Origin of the sequence: Chryseobacterium sp. CH21 (assembly GCF_004119445.1) — a bacterium.
Taxonomy (GTDB): domain Bacteria; phylum Bacteroidota; class Bacteroidia; order Flavobacteriales; family Weeksellaceae; genus Chryseobacterium.
Window position 1 is genome coordinate 102,162 of the sequence record NZ_QICI01000092.1, and the last position, 18,195, is coordinate 120,356.

21 protein-coding genes and 1 pseudogene are annotated in these 18,195 nt (G+C 37.0%); 7 read left to right on the forward strand and 15 right to left on the reverse strand.

Going from position 1 to position 18,195, the window contains the following annotated elements:
* The first annotated feature begins 46 nt into the window (after window positions 1-46).
* The 4 genes from BOQ62_RS19600 (at window position 47) to BOQ62_RS19615 (ending at window position 2,707) form a co-directional block, all read left to right on the forward strand.
* Window positions 47-247, forward strand: a complete 201-nt coding sequence (locus BOQ62_RS19600; protein WP_129042078.1) for a hypothetical protein — start codon at window positions 47-49, stop codon at window positions 245-247.
* A gap of 69 nt (window positions 248-316) precedes the next feature.
* Window positions 317-1,516 carry a tyrosine--tRNA ligase gene (tyrS, locus tag BOQ62_RS19605; protein WP_129042079.1) on the forward strand — a complete coding sequence of 400 codons (1,200 nt, stop codon included), beginning with the start codon at window positions 317-319 and terminating at the stop codon, window positions 1,514-1,516.
* A gap of 204 nt (window positions 1,517-1,720) precedes the next feature.
* Window positions 1,721-2,242, forward strand: a complete 522-nt coding sequence (locus BOQ62_RS19610) for a 3'-5' exoribonuclease domain-containing protein (RefSeq protein WP_129042080.1) — start codon at window positions 1,721-1,723, stop codon at window positions 2,240-2,242.
* A gap of 24 nt (window positions 2,243-2,266) precedes the next feature.
* Entirely contained in the window at window positions 2,267-2,707 is a 441-nt protein-coding gene (locus BOQ62_RS19615; protein ID WP_129042081.1) for a GNAT family N-acetyltransferase, read from the forward strand.
* Between the two features lie 142 nt (window positions 2,708-2,849).
* Here the strand turns inward: BOQ62_RS19615 and BOQ62_RS19620 are convergent, their stop codons facing one another.
* The 9 genes from BOQ62_RS19620 to panD all read right to left on the reverse strand — a co-directional run bounded on the left by BOQ62_RS19620 (window position 2,850) and on the right by panD (window position 10,270).
* Window positions 2,850-4,361: a helix-hairpin-helix domain-containing protein gene (locus BOQ62_RS19620; protein ID WP_129042082.1), complete on the reverse strand. Its 1,512-nt coding sequence runs from the start codon at window positions 4,359-4,361 to the stop codon at window positions 2,850-2,852.
* Between the two features lie 4 nt (window positions 4,362-4,365).
* Window positions 4,366-5,643, reverse strand: a complete 1,278-nt coding sequence (locus BOQ62_RS19625) for a PP2C family serine/threonine-protein phosphatase (protein WP_129042083.1) — start codon at window positions 5,641-5,643, stop codon at window positions 4,366-4,368.
* Window positions 5,643-6,044, reverse strand: a complete 402-nt coding sequence (locus tag BOQ62_RS24150) for a TerY-C metal binding domain-containing protein (protein WP_317127403.1) — start codon at window positions 6,042-6,044, stop codon at window positions 5,643-5,645. The genes BOQ62_RS19625 and BOQ62_RS24150 overlap by 1 nt, the downstream gene beginning before the upstream one ends.
* Before the next feature lie 8 nt (window positions 6,045-6,052).
* Window positions 6,053-6,685: a vWA domain-containing protein gene (locus BOQ62_RS24155; RefSeq protein WP_317127404.1), complete on the reverse strand. Its 633-nt coding sequence runs from the start codon at window positions 6,683-6,685 to the stop codon at window positions 6,053-6,055.
* An 18-nt stretch (window positions 6,686-6,703) separates the two neighbouring features.
* On the reverse strand, window positions 6,704-7,342 hold the full coding sequence (locus tag BOQ62_RS19635) for a vWA domain-containing protein (protein ID WP_129042084.1): 639 nt from the start codon (window positions 7,340-7,342) through the stop codon (window positions 6,704-6,706).
* An 88-nt stretch (window positions 7,343-7,430) separates the two neighbouring features.
* Window positions 7,431-8,108, reverse strand: coding sequence for a TerD family protein (locus BOQ62_RS19640; protein ID WP_105701141.1), 678 nt, complete (start codon window positions 8,106-8,108; stop codon window positions 7,431-7,433).
* 27 nt (window positions 8,109-8,135) lie between these two features.
* Window positions 8,136-8,711: a TerD family protein gene (locus tag BOQ62_RS19645; RefSeq protein WP_129042085.1), complete on the reverse strand. Its 576-nt coding sequence runs from the start codon at window positions 8,709-8,711 to the stop codon at window positions 8,136-8,138.
* A gap of 179 nt (window positions 8,712-8,890) precedes the next feature.
* A complete protein-coding gene (locus BOQ62_RS19650) occupies window positions 8,891-9,916 on the reverse strand; it encodes a lysylphosphatidylglycerol synthase transmembrane domain-containing protein (protein WP_129042086.1) in 1,026 nt (341 codons plus the stop codon).
* A gap of 3 nt (window positions 9,917-9,919) precedes the next feature.
* Window positions 9,920-10,270 (reverse strand): aspartate 1-decarboxylase, encoded by a 351-nt coding sequence (gene panD / locus BOQ62_RS19655; protein WP_029294648.1) that lies wholly within the window; start codon window positions 10,268-10,270, stop codon window positions 9,920-9,922.
* 397 nt (window positions 10,271-10,667) lie between these two features.
* Between panD and BOQ62_RS19660 the strand changes: the two genes are divergently transcribed.
* Window positions 10,668-10,958 carry an HU family DNA-binding protein gene (locus tag BOQ62_RS19660; protein ID WP_002976900.1) on the forward strand — a complete coding sequence of 97 codons (291 nt, stop codon included), beginning with the start codon at window positions 10,668-10,670 and terminating at the stop codon, window positions 10,956-10,958.
* A 256-nt stretch (window positions 10,959-11,214) separates the two neighbouring features.
* Here the strand turns inward: BOQ62_RS19660 and pdxH are convergent, their stop codons facing one another.
* A complete protein-coding gene (gene pdxH, locus BOQ62_RS19665; RefSeq protein ID WP_129042087.1) occupies window positions 11,215-11,856 on the reverse strand; it encodes a pyridoxamine 5'-phosphate oxidase in 642 nt (213 codons plus the stop codon).
* A 24-nt stretch (window positions 11,857-11,880) separates the two neighbouring features.
* Between pdxH and BOQ62_RS19670 the strand changes: the two genes are divergently transcribed.
* Window positions 11,881-12,429 (forward strand): YqgE/AlgH family protein, encoded by a 549-nt coding sequence (locus BOQ62_RS19670; RefSeq protein WP_129042088.1) that lies wholly within the window; start codon window positions 11,881-11,883, stop codon window positions 12,427-12,429.
* A 104-nt stretch (window positions 12,430-12,533) separates the two neighbouring features.
* Window positions 12,534-13,115 carry an N-acetylmuramoyl-L-alanine amidase gene (locus BOQ62_RS19675; protein WP_129042089.1) on the forward strand — a complete coding sequence of 194 codons (582 nt, stop codon included), beginning with the start codon at window positions 12,534-12,536 and terminating at the stop codon, window positions 13,113-13,115.
* A gap of 84 nt (window positions 13,116-13,199) precedes the next feature.
* Here the strand turns inward: BOQ62_RS19675 and BOQ62_RS19680 are convergent.
* From BOQ62_RS19680 to BOQ62_RS19700, 5 genes and pseudogenes are all read right to left on the reverse strand, one after another.
* Window positions 13,200-14,014 (reverse strand): annotated as a pseudogene (locus BOQ62_RS19680) (aminotransferase class IV).
* 77 nt (window positions 14,015-14,091) lie between these two features.
* Window positions 14,092-14,478 carry an START-like domain-containing protein gene (locus tag BOQ62_RS19685; protein WP_034696870.1) on the reverse strand — a complete coding sequence of 129 codons (387 nt, stop codon included), beginning with the start codon at window positions 14,476-14,478 and terminating at the stop codon, window positions 14,092-14,094.
* Window positions 14,479-14,665: 187 nt separating this feature from the next.
* Window positions 14,666-15,841: an aspartate aminotransferase family protein gene (locus BOQ62_RS19690; protein ID WP_129042130.1), complete on the reverse strand. Its 1,176-nt coding sequence runs from the start codon at window positions 15,839-15,841 to the stop codon at window positions 14,666-14,668.
* Between the two features lie 97 nt (window positions 15,842-15,938).
* Window positions 15,939-17,678 carry an OstA-like protein gene (locus tag BOQ62_RS19695; protein ID WP_129042090.1) on the reverse strand — a complete coding sequence of 580 codons (1,740 nt, stop codon included), beginning with the start codon at window positions 17,676-17,678 and terminating at the stop codon, window positions 15,939-15,941.
* A gap of 3 nt (window positions 17,679-17,681) precedes the next feature.
* Window positions 17,682-18,155, reverse strand: coding sequence for a Fur family transcriptional regulator (locus BOQ62_RS19700; protein ID WP_089689882.1), 474 nt, complete (start codon window positions 18,153-18,155; stop codon window positions 17,682-17,684).
* Between the last annotated feature and the right edge of the window lie 40 nt (window positions 18,156-18,195).

Genomic DNA, 18,195 nt, shown 5'->3' on the forward strand with positions numbered 1-18,195 from the left:
AGTAAAATTGTTTTGAACCATTATTTTAAGCCATTAAGATTGATGGATGGTTAAGTTTTTTCTTAAAAACAAATCTTGTTATAACCCTGCAATGCGTCTTAATGGTTTAGATATTGGCTCCTCAGGAAAATCCTGTATATTGATCACAATGAAACATCTTAACAGCATATTACGTCTTCCATTCTTTACAGAATATTATGCACCGAGCTATCGTTCGGGAAGACTTTCTGTATCTGTAATCCAATAAAATAATCTAACATATATATAGAGCCCGGACAGTACCTGTCCGGGCTTTTTCATTTTAAAACTATTCAACATGATTCATCCATTACAAGAAAATGTGGCTATCATCCTGCCGGAAAATGGCCTGGAAGAAAAACTGGCTCAAGCCGAAAAAGAAAACAGAAAACTGTCTATCAAACTGGGATTTGACCCAACAGCTCCGGATCTGCATCTGGGACATGCTGTGGTCTTAAAAAAGCTGAAACAGTTTCAAGATCTGGGACATCAGATCATTATTGTCGTAGGCAGCTTTACGGCAAGAATTGGTGATCCCACCGGGAAAAATAAAGCTAGAAAACCTTTGAGTGCTGAAGATGTAGAGCATAATGCCCAGACTTATATCAACCAGCTTTCCAAGGTAATTGATGTACAGAAGACAAAGATCGTTTTCAATTCTGACTGGCTGGACACTCTGAATTTTTCTGAGGTGGTTCAGCTGCTTTCAAAAGTAACCGTTGCTCAATTGATGCACCGGAATGATTTTAATAAAAGGTTCACAGAAAATACTCCCATCGCGATGCATGAACTGGTATACCCTATTCTTCAGGGATTTGATTCTGTAAAAATAGAATGTGATATTGAAATGGGTGGCACAGATCAGCTCTTCAACTGTACGATGGGAAGACAGCTTCAGGAAGTTCATCAGATGCCTGCGCAGATTGTGATGTGTATGCCATTGCTGAGAGGTCTTGACGGAAAGGAAAAGATGAGTAAATCTCTGAACAACATTATCGGACTGACCGATGATCCCAATGAAATGTTTGGAAAAACGATGTCTATTCCAGATGCCTTGATTGAAGAATTTATCAACTTAACTACAGATTTTTCTACGGAAGAAAAAACAGTACTTCTTTCCAGAATAAAAGAGGGTGAAAATCCTATGAATATTAAAAAACTCATTGCAAAAAATATTATCAGCCAGTACCATGATGCTACTTCGGCAGAAAATGCAGAACAGTTTTTTATCAATCAGTTTCAGAATAAGAATTTTGAAGAGAAAGTGTATGAACCTGTCGCTATCCTTTCTTTGAAGAGTATTGAAAACAGGATATCACTTGTTGAACTTTGTCATCAGCTTAAAAATGACCTTAGCAAATCAGCCATCCGAAGATTAATTGAGAGTGGAGGGATTCAAATCAATACCATCAAAATAACGGAAGCAAATGAAGAAATGGAACTGATCCCTCAAACGAAAATAAAAATCGGAAAAAGGGGCTTTTTTGAGCTGATATAAGGATGGAGGATGGGAGCTGGAAGATAGAGGTTTTGTAAGACGATGAATTGATGAAAATTTTTTGATTGAGATATTTTTGAAAGTATTTATTGAATTAAAAAACACAAAGATTCCTTACAACACAAAATAACTCCTATCTTCCTTCCTCCATCTTCCACCCTTCGACTTATTTCAATATCTTCGCTCCGTTAAAAACTATTTCCAATGAGCTACATCATGGTTGACATAGAGTCGGACGGCCCGATTCCCGGTGATTTTTCGATGATCTGCTTCGGGGCAGTACTCGTGAATGAGGAACTGGACACTACTTTTTATGGAAAATTAAAGCCTATTTCTGAGAAGTTCAATCCTGACGCTTTAGCTGTTTCCGGTTTCAGCAGAGAAGAAACAATGTACTTTGATGATCCTGAGACGGTAATGCTTGCTTTCGAAGACTGGATTAAAACTCATTCCAAGGGAAGACCAATATTTATCAGTGATAATAATGGTTTCGACTGGATGTTCATCTGCTGGTATTTTCATCATTTTCTCGGAAGGAATCCGTTTGGCTTTTCTTCCCGAAGACTTTCTGATCTTTACTGCGGGCTTGAGAAAGATACTTTTGCCCAATGGAAGCATCTCCGCAAGACAGAGCACACGCACAATCCAGTAGACGATGCCAGAGGAAATGCCGAAGTTTTATTGCATATGAAAGAAGAAATGGGACTGAAAATTGCATTAAAGTAAAAACTCTAATTTTTATTTTTGAATATGAATCCTGACCTGCGTTATAAACAAGCTGACGAAACTGACATTGATTTTCTTCTCGATCTCAGAATGAAAACCATGAATCCCCATTATGAATCTTCAGGGCTTTCTACAGACAGAGAAACAACTCTGCAAAGAGTTTTGTATCAGTTTGAAAAAGCAAATATTATTTTTTTAGACAATCAACCCATCGGACTGTTAAAAGTAGACAGAACGTTTACGAATATTGAGGTGCTGCAGCTTCAGATTGATCCCAGCCAGCAAGGTAAAGGTCTTGGAAAAAAGATTTTGTCTGATATTCTGGAGGAAGCTTCATTAGCTGGAAAAACGGTTTCATTAAGTGTTTTAAAAACGAATAAAGCACAGGATCTTTATAAAAGTCTTGGTTTCAGAATTGTAGATGAGGATCAGTATTCTTATTTTATGGAAACGGAAAGGCAATAAATGTTTTTGAGCAAATAATTTGATTTTTGTCATTCTGACGAAGGAAGAATCTCATACATAAACAGGCATATGAGATTCTTCATTACATTTCATTCCATTCAGAATGACACTCCGGAAACAAGCCTTGATTACCCGTTAGTCTTTACTGGTTTGCCATGGTTACATAGATTAATCTTCCGCCTTCTTCTGAGGAAAGCAAGATTTTTTTACCATCCGTAAGTTCAACCATAGAACCTGGCGGAATTTCTTTTTGTTCTGTAACATCTTTCATTCCTGATAAACCCTGATTCACCAATACCCATTTTCCCTGATGGAATGTAAAATAGCCTACAGGCATTTTATCCTGCATGGTCAGGTTTTCGTTGCGTATTACTTTTCTGGAAACATGCCATTTGAACAGATACTGATTATGATACACCATTAATCTATGGTTTTCCGGCTTCCATACCTCATCATCAAATCTGAAATACAGATCTAATATCGGAAGTGTTCCCTGATGAGCTGTTCCGCAGAACGGGCATTTTGGATTGCTGGTATTATCAAAGACATACCATTTTTCGGTACAATTGGAATTCTGGCAAGGTTGTATCATATCTACGGTTTTCAGCAAAGCTGTTTCCCATTCGTTAGCGGTGGGACGTCTGATAGGATCATGTAATCCGTCAATGAATGTTTTTCTGAACAATTCTGAAATATAGGGACCTGTAATGGTATACGGGATTTTTTGAGGATCGCCCCAGAATGCATCCCATTTTCTGAGATGATCGGGTTTTACATGATTGGAAGGATTTTCCGGATGCTCTACAAACATCGCTTTTTCTCCCATGGATAAAATTTCATCCTGCTCGGAATCCAGATCCCAGATTTTTCCTCCACGAAGCGGATGTCTTCTCAGTAGATACATATAAATCAGAACGGCAAGAGCGTGCAGATCTGTTTTTTGATTAGGCAAATGTCTGTCCGGGTCCTGAAGTTTCAAATGTTGGGTTTTCAACACTTCAGGTGCAATGAAGTCGGCAGTTCCTATCACTTCCGGTGGAAAAAGTTTGGGAACCACAAGGCCATCAATATCGATGATACAGGCAGATTTTGTAACGGGATCTACCAGAATATTGTTATACGACAAATCGGAGTGTGCCAACCCCATCTGATGGAGCTTTTTCACGCCTCTGCTGATATTAACCGCAATCTGGAAATAGCTCAGCCAATCTCCCAATTCTGACTGATCCAATCTCAACGGATATTGCTGATTTCTGAACATGGGAGCGGTAAACCATTTCCCCACTTTATCCTGTCCCTGAATATTATCTGAACCGATATAGCCCTTTGCAAAATAAAATTTATGGTGATAAACAGGAACTACAATTCCTGTGAGTTTATTTCTTTCAACAATATCGTAAGGCCATCTGAAAATCTCGTTCAGAAAGTATTCTGAAGCATTTCCATTCTGTATGCTTTGCAGATAAGTGGAAACAATTCTCATGATCCTTTCTTTTTGTCCTTCATCCAGCGGATTTCGGTAGAAAGCGACTACATAGTCTCTATCAGGCGAAAAATAAACGTCTTTCACTCCGCCCCGAATAGGGTTTTCATCTACATATTCATAGGATTTGGCTGTGTCCAGAACAGAGACAACCTTAATGGTCTTTTTCATGGTATTAATAGATTATGGCCAATGTACGGTCATCATGATTTCCTCTGCTCCAGAAATCGCTCCAGATTAAAAGTTCTTCATCAATTTTTTCATCATTGATAAAATCTGCTTTCGTCTGGTCATCATTATTTCCGGCAAGGTCTTCAAAAAGTGCTTTCCAGCTTTCTGTATCTTCCAGTTTATTTTCTGTGGTAAATTTAGGATCATAAATCCCGTCTGTCATCAGCACGAGATAGGAAAAATCTTGTACACAGGTAATTTGGAAACGGGAAGCCATTGTATCGTTAAAAATTTCTTTCATGGTGATAAAACGCGTACCACCACCAAACTCTCCCACATCCATCCGGTTTAACAATTTTACTTCAGAAAAATCGGTATTGATCAGATTGATGGGACAGTCTCCCACTCCAAAGCTCAGAATCACATATCCGAAACTAAACTTTTTAAGCAATATAAAAATAAGTGTAGTGTGCAAATCATTCACTGAAAAGGCATTGTTTGCCGCAGTTTTTTCTAATGTGTGATAAACATGTAAGACACTTTCCGATAAGATATTGATGATATCCTGCTTGGCTTTCAATTGTTCTTCATCAGAAAACTGATTGATATATAAAACATTGATGTTATTTTCAATCTGGTTGAAAATCTTCTGTAAGTTGAAAAACTGGTTGATCGTTGTGGTTGCCAGTCTTGAACCTTCTCTTGCAGCTGAGGCTGAGCCTGCACCATCTGAAACGGAAACAATATTCCAGCCGTCGGGAAGCTTATTTACAGCGAAATCGTCTTCACGAAATTTACCTTCATGCGCATGAGAACGTCCTCTTTTGGAAGCTACAACAATTTTTTTGTCTGAAAAAGAACCTTTGAATGAATCTTCTTCTGATTTATAAAAAGCTGCATTTGTATCACTTGGAATATTTTTCCATAAGTCTTTCGGATCTGCATTGACAAATAGCTGTATTTTCTTGGTCTCAAGATGATTCTGATCATGAATATGATAGAACTGAACATCCAGATAATACATATTATTCGTCAACGGAATTCCTGAAATTGTATCATTTTCAAAACTAAGTCCTGTTTCTTCCAGGTTTTCAATATTCTGAATCTTGATGTTGGGAAAGTCTTCCATATCGAAGCTGAACTCATAGAACTGTTTGGCACTGGCGTTTTTCAATACCCAATGAACCTCTTTGAATTCTTCTTTTTCTTTATAGATAAGAGATTGCACCATACTTTTTGGTTTGGATTCATCCGCTGACTTCCTGAAAAATTTTCCAATCATTAGCCCAGCGTTCTGTTAATATCAAATCCTCCCCCAGAAAATCCATAATAATCGGAAGTTCCACACCATGGACATTTGCTGTATCCTTCTCCCCTCAGGCAGTGAATTCCTCCGCACGAGCAGGTAGCCAGCGCAATGGGATTCGCACAATGCGGACATGATGTTCCTCCATCCAGTTCTTCAATATTAATTTTAAGATGAGTCTTTTGATTTGAGGAAAGTCTGTAGTAGGCTTTTTCATCAATTTTATACGCTCCATCCAGTCTGTAATATCTTGTAGCCATTCCCGGTATGCTGGATTCTGCAAATGCTTTTTTGAATTTCATTAAATAAAGCTTTTCCGTTTCCTGACATTTTCCGTTCAGTACGACAAAGTTATTATCAGGAAATCTCTGTTCCATTTCCGGATCTACTTTCTCCAGAATAAGAGAATCAATTTAGACAAATTAATTCCTTCTTTTTTAGCTTCTGTAACACTCTGGCTGGTGGTTTTAATAGAATCCGTTACCCATTTGAAAAACTCTTTATAAGAATTCTCATCAGAATTATTGAACAGTAAAACATGGTCTGCCAAAGATCCGAGAAGTTTATAATTGGTATTTTCTCCTATGGATACCGCAATGGTATTGGATTTTCCATTGTATTTGGTATTCCATCTTTCTATGGCTTTGGTGGCATCATCCGTGGGAACTCCGTCTGTAAAAAGGAAGACGATAGGTTTCCAGTCTCCTTTTCTTTCATAGGTCGTTTTTACAATATCTTTGTCAATACAATCCATTACTTTGATTAATCCCTGGGAAAGTGATGTTCCACTTCCGATCGGGATTTTAGGCGGATAAAAACTGATAATATCCTGCATCGGAGTAATGACTTCCGCTTCTCCTGCAAAGCCTATCACGGAAATGTAAACCGTTTCGAGTGAATACGGATCTTTTTTTAGATCCCTGATGATATTGGCGATACCTTCCTGTACCTGCTCAATAGGTTCTCCTACCATAGATTCGGAGATGTCTACTAAAAAATAAATAGGCAGTCTTCTCATTGTGTAAAGACATTTTTTTTAAATAATAATATTAAGCTCCGATGGTGGCGGAGGTAATGTGATATTTTCTCCCGTATTCTGAGATTGCTCTCCCTGTGTAATGGAAGAACTCACCCATTTGAAAAAGGAAGAAAGGGTAATAGCATCTGTAGTATCAAGCTTTACGACATGATCTGTCAGTTCTTTCAGAAACTGTTCATCCGCTTTTGGGCCTGCTGCACATCCTACGATAGCACCAAATTCCAGTCCTCTGATCACAGGAATCATCTGCCTGTATTTCTGAATATCCGAAGGTTTTCCATCTGTAAATATAAACAGTAACGGCTGCCAGTCTCCTTTTGCGTCTGCCGATTCTTTTACAATTTCCCTCTGAACCAGTTCTGAAACCATTTCCAATGCTGCTCCTGTATGGGTTGGGCCACTATCCGGACAAGTAATTTCCATAGGGTAAAAACTCGCCAGATCTGTTAAGGGTATAATATTCTTAACATCTCTATCAAATGTGATGACGCTTAAATGCAGACTGTCCATCGCCTGCGGATCTGCACGAAGCATACTGATTAGACCGTTGAATCCGTTATTCAATGCCTGAATAGGTTCTCCGTTCATAGACCCCGAAGTATCTAATAAAAAATAAGCTAATAATCTCCTGCTCATTATAGACAAATATTAATTCTGAAGCCGGCGGAGAAAGTCGAAGACTTTCAAGCCGGCTTTTTTATGTGAGTTGAAAAAATTTGAAAATCTAGTTGGAATAAGCGTACTGCTGTCTCAGAATATCAATAAAGTTATCTGTATTATGCGGCTCTCCCACAGCACGGAACTTCCAGTCTCCATTGTGACGGTATGCTTCTGCAAAAACCATAGCACACTTACCATTCATACTTGAATCGCCGGATAGGCTGTATTTTGTAATTTCTTTTCCTGAAGCATCTACTGCACGGATAAATGCATTTTCGATCATTCCGAAGTGCTGGTTATTCGTTCTTCCCTGATAAATGGTAACAATGAACACTATTTTCTGATAGCTCTGATCCAGCTGATCCAATTTTACAATAATCTGCTCATCATCCCCATCACCTGCTCCGGTTCTGTTATCACCTGTAAGCCAAACATTTCCGCTTGGGTGCTGCATAGAATTGAAGAAAACCACATCTCCCTGATAAAGCCCCATCTGTCTTCCGTCATTAGTCTGTACCGTTCTTCCCAAATTGGCTACTTTTCCGTTTCCATCTAAAAGAAATGCTACTGCATCAAGATCGTATTCTGCTTCCTTACTGAAGAGTTTTCCGAAGAATCCACTGCCTTGCTTTCTGACATCCCATCCTAAGCCGATGGTTACTTTTGAAAGATCATACACGCTTTCTCCACGGTCGTTCTTTCTTAAATCTATCGTTTGTCCTTTCTGTAAATTGATTGCCATAGTTATCGTTTTTGTGTACTTGATTTTTTATTTAATGATTTGCCCTTTGTAGTATTTTTCAAGGAAGAAACCAAGATCTGCTCTGTATCCTATTCCTGAAGCTTCAAATTTCCAGCTTCCGTTTCTTTTATACAGCCTTCCGAATTCTACTCCGGTTTCAATGGAAAAATCTTCATCCAGTTCATATTTTGCAATTTCCTGATTGGAATGATTGTCTACCACTCTGATGTAAGAATTCCTTACCTGTCCGAAATTCTGTCTTCTTCTCTCAAAATCTTCTATCGTTACTACAAAAAGAATCTCTTCCACTCTTGAGTCTACTTTATCAAGATCTATAACGATAGCTTCATCATCGTCACCATCACTGTTTTTGCCACTGGGATCATCTCCTGTATGAGTAAGAGCTCCGTCCGGAGAACTCAGGTTGTTGTAAAAAACAAAGTATTCTTCACTTACTAATTTTCTGTCAGAATCAATCATGATTGCAGAAGCATCCAGGTCAAAATCATACCCTGTTCCTTCATTGGGATCCCAGCCTAATCCAATCGTCATTTTCGTCAATCCTATCTCGATCTTTTGTCCTTTCTGTAGATTAATTGCCATAGTGTTTTATATTATGATTATTTTTTGCATTAAGATAGAAGTGATTTACGAACTGACCAAATTTATTAATGAAAAAATGTTCTATACTACTGAATTTTAAACTATTTAAGTCAGAAAATGGTCATAAAAAAGGTCCAGTTAAAAAACTGAACCCCTATATTGTATAAAAGTATATTGAATTACTCTTCAAAATTCTTATCAGAAACCGCAGCATTTCTTGCTCTTGCCAGCATAGGAATTGAAATCAGTCCCATGACAAGCATAATCACGATTTGCAACGGTAAAGAAATAAAGGAATATGTAAGTCCCATTTCTCCTCCAAAATCTGCGCTTTTTCCTATTGAGATGAAAAGGGCCATAAAACCATATTTCATCGCAAGATTATATGCTCCAATACCTCCACTGGCAGGAATAATCATTCCTAGCGTTCCTACTACAATAATGAAGAAACCATCTGCAAAGGTAAAATTTGAGGTTTCAGGAAGGGCAAAACACACAAGATACGCTGCCAGATAATAGCAAATCCATATTCCTAATGTATAAAGGATGAATTTTCCTTTTTCTTTTAATTTAAAGATGGAAGTTAATCCTTCAAAAATTCCATCAATAAAATTGACAACTTTTCCTAAAAATGGAACATCTACAAGTCTTTTTCTGAAAACAAAAAAGAGAATACTTCCTATCACCAATACCAAAAGAGCTATCAGCATCTTAGTAGGAATATTTATTCCTGAGTTTTTAAAAAAAGATAGAATTGCTTCATATTTGAACAAAAATGTCAAGCCAAGAAATCCAAGCATACAAACCAGGTCTACCACTCTTTCCAAAATGATGGTTCCGAAAGATTTGTCTACAGGTACTTTTTCTACTCCATATAAAGCTGTTGCTCTCGCCACTTCTCCACTTCTTGGAATGGTAAGATTCATTAGATATCCAAATGATATGGACCAAAGTGCATTGGAATTTGAAATTCTGTGTCCCATAGGTTCCAGCATTAGATTCCAGCGGATCGCTCTGAACCAATAGGCAAGAAGACCAAATACAGATGCAAACAGCACCCAAAGATAATTTGCTTTTGCCAGAGACTTTTGAATGACTTTAAAATCCAGTCCCCTTAAGGCCAGCCATAAAAAAAAGCCTGCAAAAGCAAGCGATATTACTATTGTAAGTATTGATTTTACCGGGTTTTTTGATGTTTTCTCCATGGACTACGTAAGAAGGTTTGTTTTTTCATCCGGGAAAACGATCTTCGGCTGGAAGTCTTTTGCTTCCTCCGGGGTCATCTGAGCATAAGCAATAATGATGATAATATCATCTCTCTGTACTTTTCTTGCTGCAGGACCGTTCAGACATACTTCTCCGGATTTTCTTTTCCCTTTGATCACGTAGGTATCAAAACGTTCTCCGTTGTTCACATTTACAATATAGACCCTTTCTCCCACTACCAGACCGGCAGCTTCTATAAGATCTTCATCTATTGTTATACTCCCTATATAATTAAGGTCAGAGGCTGTTACTCTCACCCTATGAATCTTAGACTTGAAAACTTCTATTAACATGCTGCAAATTTATTAATAAAAATTAATAAAACAGACCTTTCATATGATTTTAAAACTCCCACAAACACAGGGGTTTAATTTTACAAAACACAAAGATTCTGAAAATTACTTATAGATTTAATAATCATATGGTCAAAAAATTAATTGTTTATACAGAATTTAGGATTTAATAAATATGAAAATAATATTAACTTTTTGCTAAAGTCAATAAACATAAGCATTTGGCATGATTTTAGTAACCTGTAACGTAGATTTTCCGTGAAAAGTGGAATTATCATATTTTAACTGTTTTCAGCAAAAAGCAAAAAAATTTTACAAGTTTTAATAAAAAAATTGCACAATTAGAAAATAGTATTATATTTGCTATAATTACGAACTAACTTTAATATTAAAAATTATGAACAAGTCTGAATTAATCGACGCAATCGCAAAAGATGCAGGTATCACGAAAGTTGCAGCAAAGGCTGCTTTAGAATCTTTCATTGGTAACGTAACAACTACTTTAAAGAAAAAAGACGGAAAAGTTTCTTTAGTAGGTTTTGGTACTTTCTCAGTAGCTGAGAGAGCGGCTAGACAAGGTATTAACCCTGCAACTAAAAAACCAATCAAAATTGCTGCTAAAAAAGTTGCTAAATTCAAGGCTGGAGCTGATTTGTCAAATGCAGTTTCAGGTGCTAAGAAAAAATAATCATTCAGATTACAAAAATTCAGGGCTGTTTCTTAGAAACAGCCTTTTTTATTTTCAATAATGATAGAAAATTAAACCATTAAGAAATTTTAAGTAGTTAAGAATTATTAAGTTTTAGCTAAAGCACCATTCATTACGTATCATAAAATAAGCGGGCTAAAGCCCGCTTCTATTGATATTACAAAGTGTATATTCTAAGGATGCCAGTATCGCATCACTAACATCTAGATTCTAGTTTCTAACTTCTCCTTAAGAATTAAGGTGCCAGTCTCGAAATTTTCCAGTCCAGATCTTCAAGCTGATAAATAATCCTGTCGTGAAGACGGTTGGGTCTTCCTTGCCAGAATTCAATCTCATAAGGTCTTGCTAGGTACCCGCCCCAATTGGCAGGTCTCGGCACTTCTGTATTTTCATATTCTTTCTCCAGTTCTCTTAATTTCTCTTCCAAAAATTCCTTGTTGGGTATCACCTGGCTTTGGGGAGAAACTACAGCTCCCAACTGGCTACCTTTTGGTCTTGAATGAAAATAACCATCACTCAAATTTGCAGCTACCTTTTCAAGATTTGCTTTGATAATGATCTGCCTTTCAAGATTAGGCCAGAAGAAATGCAGACATGCTTTATGATTATTTTCTATTGCTTTTCCTTTTCTGCTATTGTAATTGGTGTAAAAAATAAACCCTTCATGGGTATATGCTTTAAGGAGTACCATTCTTGTTCGCGGGCACCCATCTTCCTCTACTGTAGAAACAGCCATAGCATTGGCTTCTGAGATCGCTGGGCTTTCACTTGCCTCCAAAAACCAGTCTCTGAACTGCTCAATTGGATTTTGTTTTATCTCACTTTCAATAAGTTGGGATTTATCGTACACTTTTCTTTTGTCGTGCAGGTTTTCCATAAATATTTTTTATTAAATTTGAGTATGAATCACTCATACAAAGGTAAAATATTAATCTCGACCCCTGACATTTCCGGCGATCTTTTTTCCAGATCGGTTGTATTGGTTATTGAACATAATGAAAGTGGTGCATTTGGCTTGATATTGAATAAAAAGAACAGCCAGATGAGTAGCAAGTTCAAAGATTTTTTTGACTTTAAAATTGAGGTATATGACGGCGGCCCTGTAGAGAACGACAAGGTATTTTTCATCGTAAAAGGCAAAAGGATAACAGAAGTATACACCGACATCACTGATGAATATTACCTTACAGAAGATATTGAACGGATCATTAATGCTGTTTTGAGCAGTGAGCTGGATATTGAGCACATTAAAATCTTTTCAGGATACTCAGGATGGTCCCCCAATCAACTGGATACTGAGGTGCAAAGAAAAATGTGGACGGTAGTGGATGTTTATAATCTTGATTACACCCTTCCTAATGATCAGACGCTTTGGAAATCTATCATGCAGAATCTTGGAGGAGAATTTCTTCTTTGGGCTAACTCTCCTGAGGACATTTCGCTGAACTAAAAAGTATATTTTTCGCACCATTCATATAATTAACAAATTTTAAGATTCCTTTAACCAATTTTAAAGAAAGTTTTTCCGTTCTTTGGAAAACTAAAATCACTGATATGAAAGGTATTACATTACTTGCTTTATCAATATTTTCCACAGCGTTTTTATCATTCACCCCTATTGACAAAAAATACATTGTCATTGATGCCGGCCACGGCGGAAATGATTTTGGGGCTACCCATGGTGAAATTCTGGAAAAAAATATTGCTTTGAGTGTTGCTAAGGAAATCCAGAAGATCAATGAAAGTCAGGATAAATATGAAATTGTTTTAACGAGAGATTCTGACAGCTATCCCTCTCTTTCTGAGAGAACCAATCAGATTAATAAATTGAATCCGGAAATGGTGATTTCCCTTCACGTCAATTCTTCTCCTGAAAAAGAAAGATCTGACAACGGATTTGAAGTTTACGTTCAGAATTCTGATGTTTCAAAGGAGCTTGCCGGAAAAATTTATAAGAAATTCAATGCCCGTAAAATATCGGAGAGCAATCTTCATATTTTAAGAGAAACGAAGGCTCCTGCTGTATTGGTAGAGCTTGGGTTTATCAATAATTCTGAAAACAGGAATTATATCACCAGCGAAAAAGGGCAAAAAGAAATTGCACAGAAATTTGTTGAGATCATCAACGAATATTAAATAAAATACAAATTCTGATTAAATCAGAATAAAACCCGGTAAAGGACTTCTGGAACTTTGTTGTTTACCGGGTTTGTCAATTTTTTATTGATTAAAACTTTTCTTCCAGCTTTCTACCAATTCTGAGAAACGGGAGTTTTCAAAAGTCTTATTTCTTATCTTACCTACAGAAAATATACCTTTCTCATCAGAAATCATTAAAATTTCTTCAGCTTTCTGAGATTCGAATGCGATAATCTCGTGTTCCTGAATATCTGCCAGGTTATTTTTATGTAAAAAAGTAACAAAATTTTCCATCAATGGAGAAATGTAGGCCCCTTCAGTCTGTTTTGGTACTTTAATAACGTTACCCTCCAAAAAAGAAGATTTCCCACAGTGGTACGTGCAATTCTCTTATTAGGGTTCAACAGAATTACGTCATCAAGGTCGTTTTCCTGTGCGTAAATCGCCCCATAGATATTTTCCGGACAGTGAACTCTGATATTGCTCAGAAGGTTATTATTAACGTTAATTTCTTTCGTCAGATCCAGTTCTAAAGCTCTTTTGTGCACTGCTAATACATCTTCCATTTCCGAAACTTCGTAAAAATAGGAAACAGAAGATTTTGCCAATGTTATTCCATCATTATTTCTGAATACCTGGAAATTGATAATTCCGTTGTTCACTCCTTTACCTTCAATAATTTCTTTTTGAAAAAGAGTCTGGAAAAATTCCAGGGTGTAAGTCAAAGGAATATTCAGTCTCATCTTTCTCATGGAAGCCATCAGGAAAAAATAGCATTCTTCGTCCATGATCAATCCACCATTTCTTACAAAGAAAGAAACCTTCACTGAGTCTCCCCAAAGAAAAGCTCTGTTCTTTACATTTAACTCGTCTGATGTAAAATATTGATTTTCCAATTTTTGATGTGATTTATTTACAAAAAATAATGAACGATAAATCGTTCATCAGTTTTATCATTTAATATAGCCCGGTATTATGCCGCACCTAGTTTTATTCTTAGGTTCTCAATAAGATTTTCCCAATACATTGCATTTTCCTCTTCATCACCTTCTTCACAAAAGTCTGTAATATTTAAAGCCAGATCTTCTGTAATATCATCAATTGTGATTGTCATTTCAAAGAAATTTTTTGTTCCTTCATCTTCTTCCCATCTGAAACGTACGAAACCTTCAGGCTTATATCTGATCAAAGTGGCCTTCTCAGCAGGTCCTCCGCCCCAGCTAAAAAAGAAATCATCGCCTTTCTCTGTTACCTCATCCGCAAACCATTCAGATAATCCTTCTGCAGTTGCCAGATATTCATATAAAATCTCTGATAAACAGTGCATTGGAAATTCGTAATGGACTTTATGTTTCGCCATATAATCTTTGTTTTATCGTCCCGCAATATATAAATTAATTTTTTTATTACGCAAAAAACAATTACTTTTTTATAGAATCTGTATGATATTTATCACAGGATTTATATCTTTATTACATTAAGTTTTAAGACTCATTTATATCATGTAGAGCATAAAAAAATCTCTCCTTTTCAGAGAGATTTTATCTTTAATTTTCGTTCAGTATATCAAGAATAATCTGACATCCTTCTCTGATTTCTTCTTTAGATAATGTAAGGGGTGGAGAGATTCTCAGGTATTCATTTCTGTACAGCTGCCAAAAAACCACCAATCCTTTTTCCATACATTTTTTGGCTACTTCCAGCGTGTATTCCGGTGTTCCCAGATTCACGGCAAGCATTAATCCTTTACCGTTGATATTTTTGATTTTAGGATGCACCAATAGCTCTCTGAACAGCTGTTCTTTTTCTTCTACTTCATTCATTAGGCCGCTTTCCAACACTTCTTTTAATGTAGCATAGCTTGCTGCTGCAATCAATGGGTTTCCTCCAAAAGTGGTAATATGCCCAAGCTTTGGTGAATGTGAAAGGGTTTCCATGATTTCTCTGGAACTCATAAAAGCCCCTACAGGAACTCCTCCTCCCATTCCTTTCCCCATGACAAGAATATCCGGAACGATTCCGAAGTGTTCGAAAGAGAACAATTTCCCAGTTCTTCCGAATCCCGGCTGTATTTCATCCAAAATCAGAAGAGCGCCTACTTCTTCACATCTTTTCTTCAGTTTGATCAGATAGTCGTTATTCGGAACCAGAAAGCCAGCTGCTCCCTGAATGGTTTCAAGAATAACGCAAGCAGTTTTTTCTGTAATTTTATCGAAGTCTGATTCATTATTAAATTCAATGAAAGAAACCATTGGCAATAAAGGACGGAATTCTCTTTTGTGGGTTTCATTTCCTGAAACACTTAAAGCTCCATGAGTATTCCCATGATAGGAATTTTTAAAGGAAACAATTTCTTCTCTTTCTGTGTATCTTTTGGCCAGTTTCAAGCTTCCGTCGATCGCTTCAGCACCGCTATTCACAAGGTAAGTAACCTCTAAAGGATCCGGAGTAGCTTCTGCAAGCAGTCTGCACAATGCGATAGGTTTTTCCTGTGCATATTCTCCGTACACCATTACGTGAAGATATTTATCGGCCTGCTCTTTGATTGCCTCCACAATCTTAGGATGGGAATGCCCCAGTGTATTGGCAGAAACCCCTGCTACAAAGTCAAGGTATTTTTTCCCGTCTGTCCCATAAATATAGCTTCCTACTGCCTTTTCTACTTCAAAACCTGCAGCAAATTTTGTGGTTTGAGCCTGATATATAAAAAAATCTTTATGCATTTCCATTGTCTCCAAAAATTTCAGCAAAGCTATAAAAGATTCATTAAATGCTGAAATTAATCCACAAAAAAGACCAGTGTGTTACTGGTCTTTTATATTATTTTCTGGTTCGTTTAGGTTTTTTAGCTTCTTCTTTGGCTTTTGCATCATCAACGGCTTTCTGTGCTTTATCGAAGAGCTCGTTATCAGCGGTATACTGTATCTCCTCGTTGTTCGGGGTGTCTACCAGAATATCCTGCCATTTCCGGATCCGGTCTTTAGTATTCCAGTTAAAATCGGTAAATTTTCTTTTCGAAGGTTCTATCATACTCATAGGATAGGTATCCGAAGCAGCACCAATGCTACATGAAATAATCTGCAATGCTCTTTCTTCAAACAACGCTCCGATAATTCCACAGGTAGAAAGGGTAATTCCTATTCTTTCCGGCTTTTTGGTTTCTTGGTCGGTATCATCTACATATACGATAGATTGAGCATTCCCAACTACTCTTGCTTCTTTAATGGCATTTTTCTCATAGTAAACCGTCATAAATTTTCCTTTCACCTGGTTGAATTCATCTTTCAGGGTCAGGGAATCTACTTTACTGATGGCAAAGGCATTTCCGATTACTTTTAAGGAGTCTATATCTTCTGTTTGGGTATTGAAGTAAGCTTCTACTTTATCTCCGGTAACCTGTTTTTCGCCACTCCAAAGAATCGGGTTGGTGTACATGTGCATCACTCCGTCTGTTTCATTAAAAGCAATGGAGTCTGCTCTTCCCTGTGCATTGGATTTATAAATACGGGCTTTTTTGAAGGCTCTCAGATAGCTTTTCTTCACTTTGATATCCAGTGAATCCGGTTTTTGATAAGAGATAATTTTTTCCGATGCAAAATAAATAGAATCCTTTTCCATCACTTTTACTGCATACGGGTTTTTAGTCATCATGGCGGAGTCTTTCTTCTCAAAAATCTCTCCATATCCTCCTTTTATATATCTTCTTTCTTTGGGATCATCAAGGGTTACATTTCCGGTTGCTTTACCGAATCCTGTAATCTGATTGTAGTACATATCATCACCGGTAAGGATTTTCTCATTGTAAAAGATCCTGGAATTCTTGGTTAGAAAAGCTTCCTTGGAATCCATTTTATACGTTCCTTTTTCAGTATAGATTCTGTTTCTGGGATTGGTTTTGCTGGTAATGGTTGTTGGGCCTAAGAAATCAGCAATTTTTGTATTTTGATTCTGTTTGATATTGGGTCCTTCAATGATATATTGAGGGGTTTCAATTTTTACATTTCCTGTAAGATCCACCACTCTGGTATTCAGGAAATAGGTTCCTACTTTGGCGTAGGTTACATTCTGACCGTCAGAGATTGTTCCTCCAGTATTAAAATAAGCCTGATTAGCCAGCCTGTCATAATACAGAATATCTGTTTTTATGGTCTGTTTGGGATCGGTTAGGACCACATCTTTTCTGGCAACACCTTTTTGGGTATTGGCATCATATTCCATTTCTCCTGCTGTGATGACGGAGCCGTCTGTGTTTTGAAGTCTTGTATTACCAATGGCTTTTACAAAGTTTTCTTCATTGTATAAAACCACTTCATCCGCGGTAAGAATGGAACCCTGGTGTTCAATCTGAACATGCCCGGTAAAATATTGATTACCATCGTATTTCTCAGGATTTTTCTTGATTTCATCTGCGTGGATGATCTTTACTTTATCTTCAGGCCTTACCTGCACCTGTTTAGGCTGGGCGGGAGTCTGTAAATAAGGATCTCTCTTCACGGGGGTTTTATCCTGCGCAAAATTCAGCGTAGAAATAAAGAGTAACAGAAAAAGGATTATTCTCATTAATTAGTCATTCTTAGTGCCATAAAAATATAGCGAATGAGAATCAATTCTTACGCCAAACGCTTCCTCGATGGCTTCTTTGATTCCTTGGATTCTTGGGTCGCAGAATTCAATAATTTCTTCAATCTCCTTGTCAGAGTCTTTTTTGTAGATCACCAGGTGGTCATGCTGCTTGTCAAAATAAGACTTTTCATAAGATGAAGAAGTCAATGTCTTTTCTCCGAACTGATGCTTACGGATCAATCCTGCATCAAGGAAAATTTCAATAGTGTTGTAAATAGTTGCTTTGGAAACATGATACTTTTTCTGCATCATCAGAAGATACAGATCATCCACATTGAAGTGATGATCCATATTATAAATCTCTTCTAATATCGTATATCTTTCAGGTGTGTTTCTAAACCCTTTTTCTAATAAGTAGTTTCTCAAAACATCCTTGATCAAAGCTATATTCTTTTCTTTTTGTATTGTATCCATTAAAAAAATTATCTACAAATTTATTGAATTTTATTTAAAT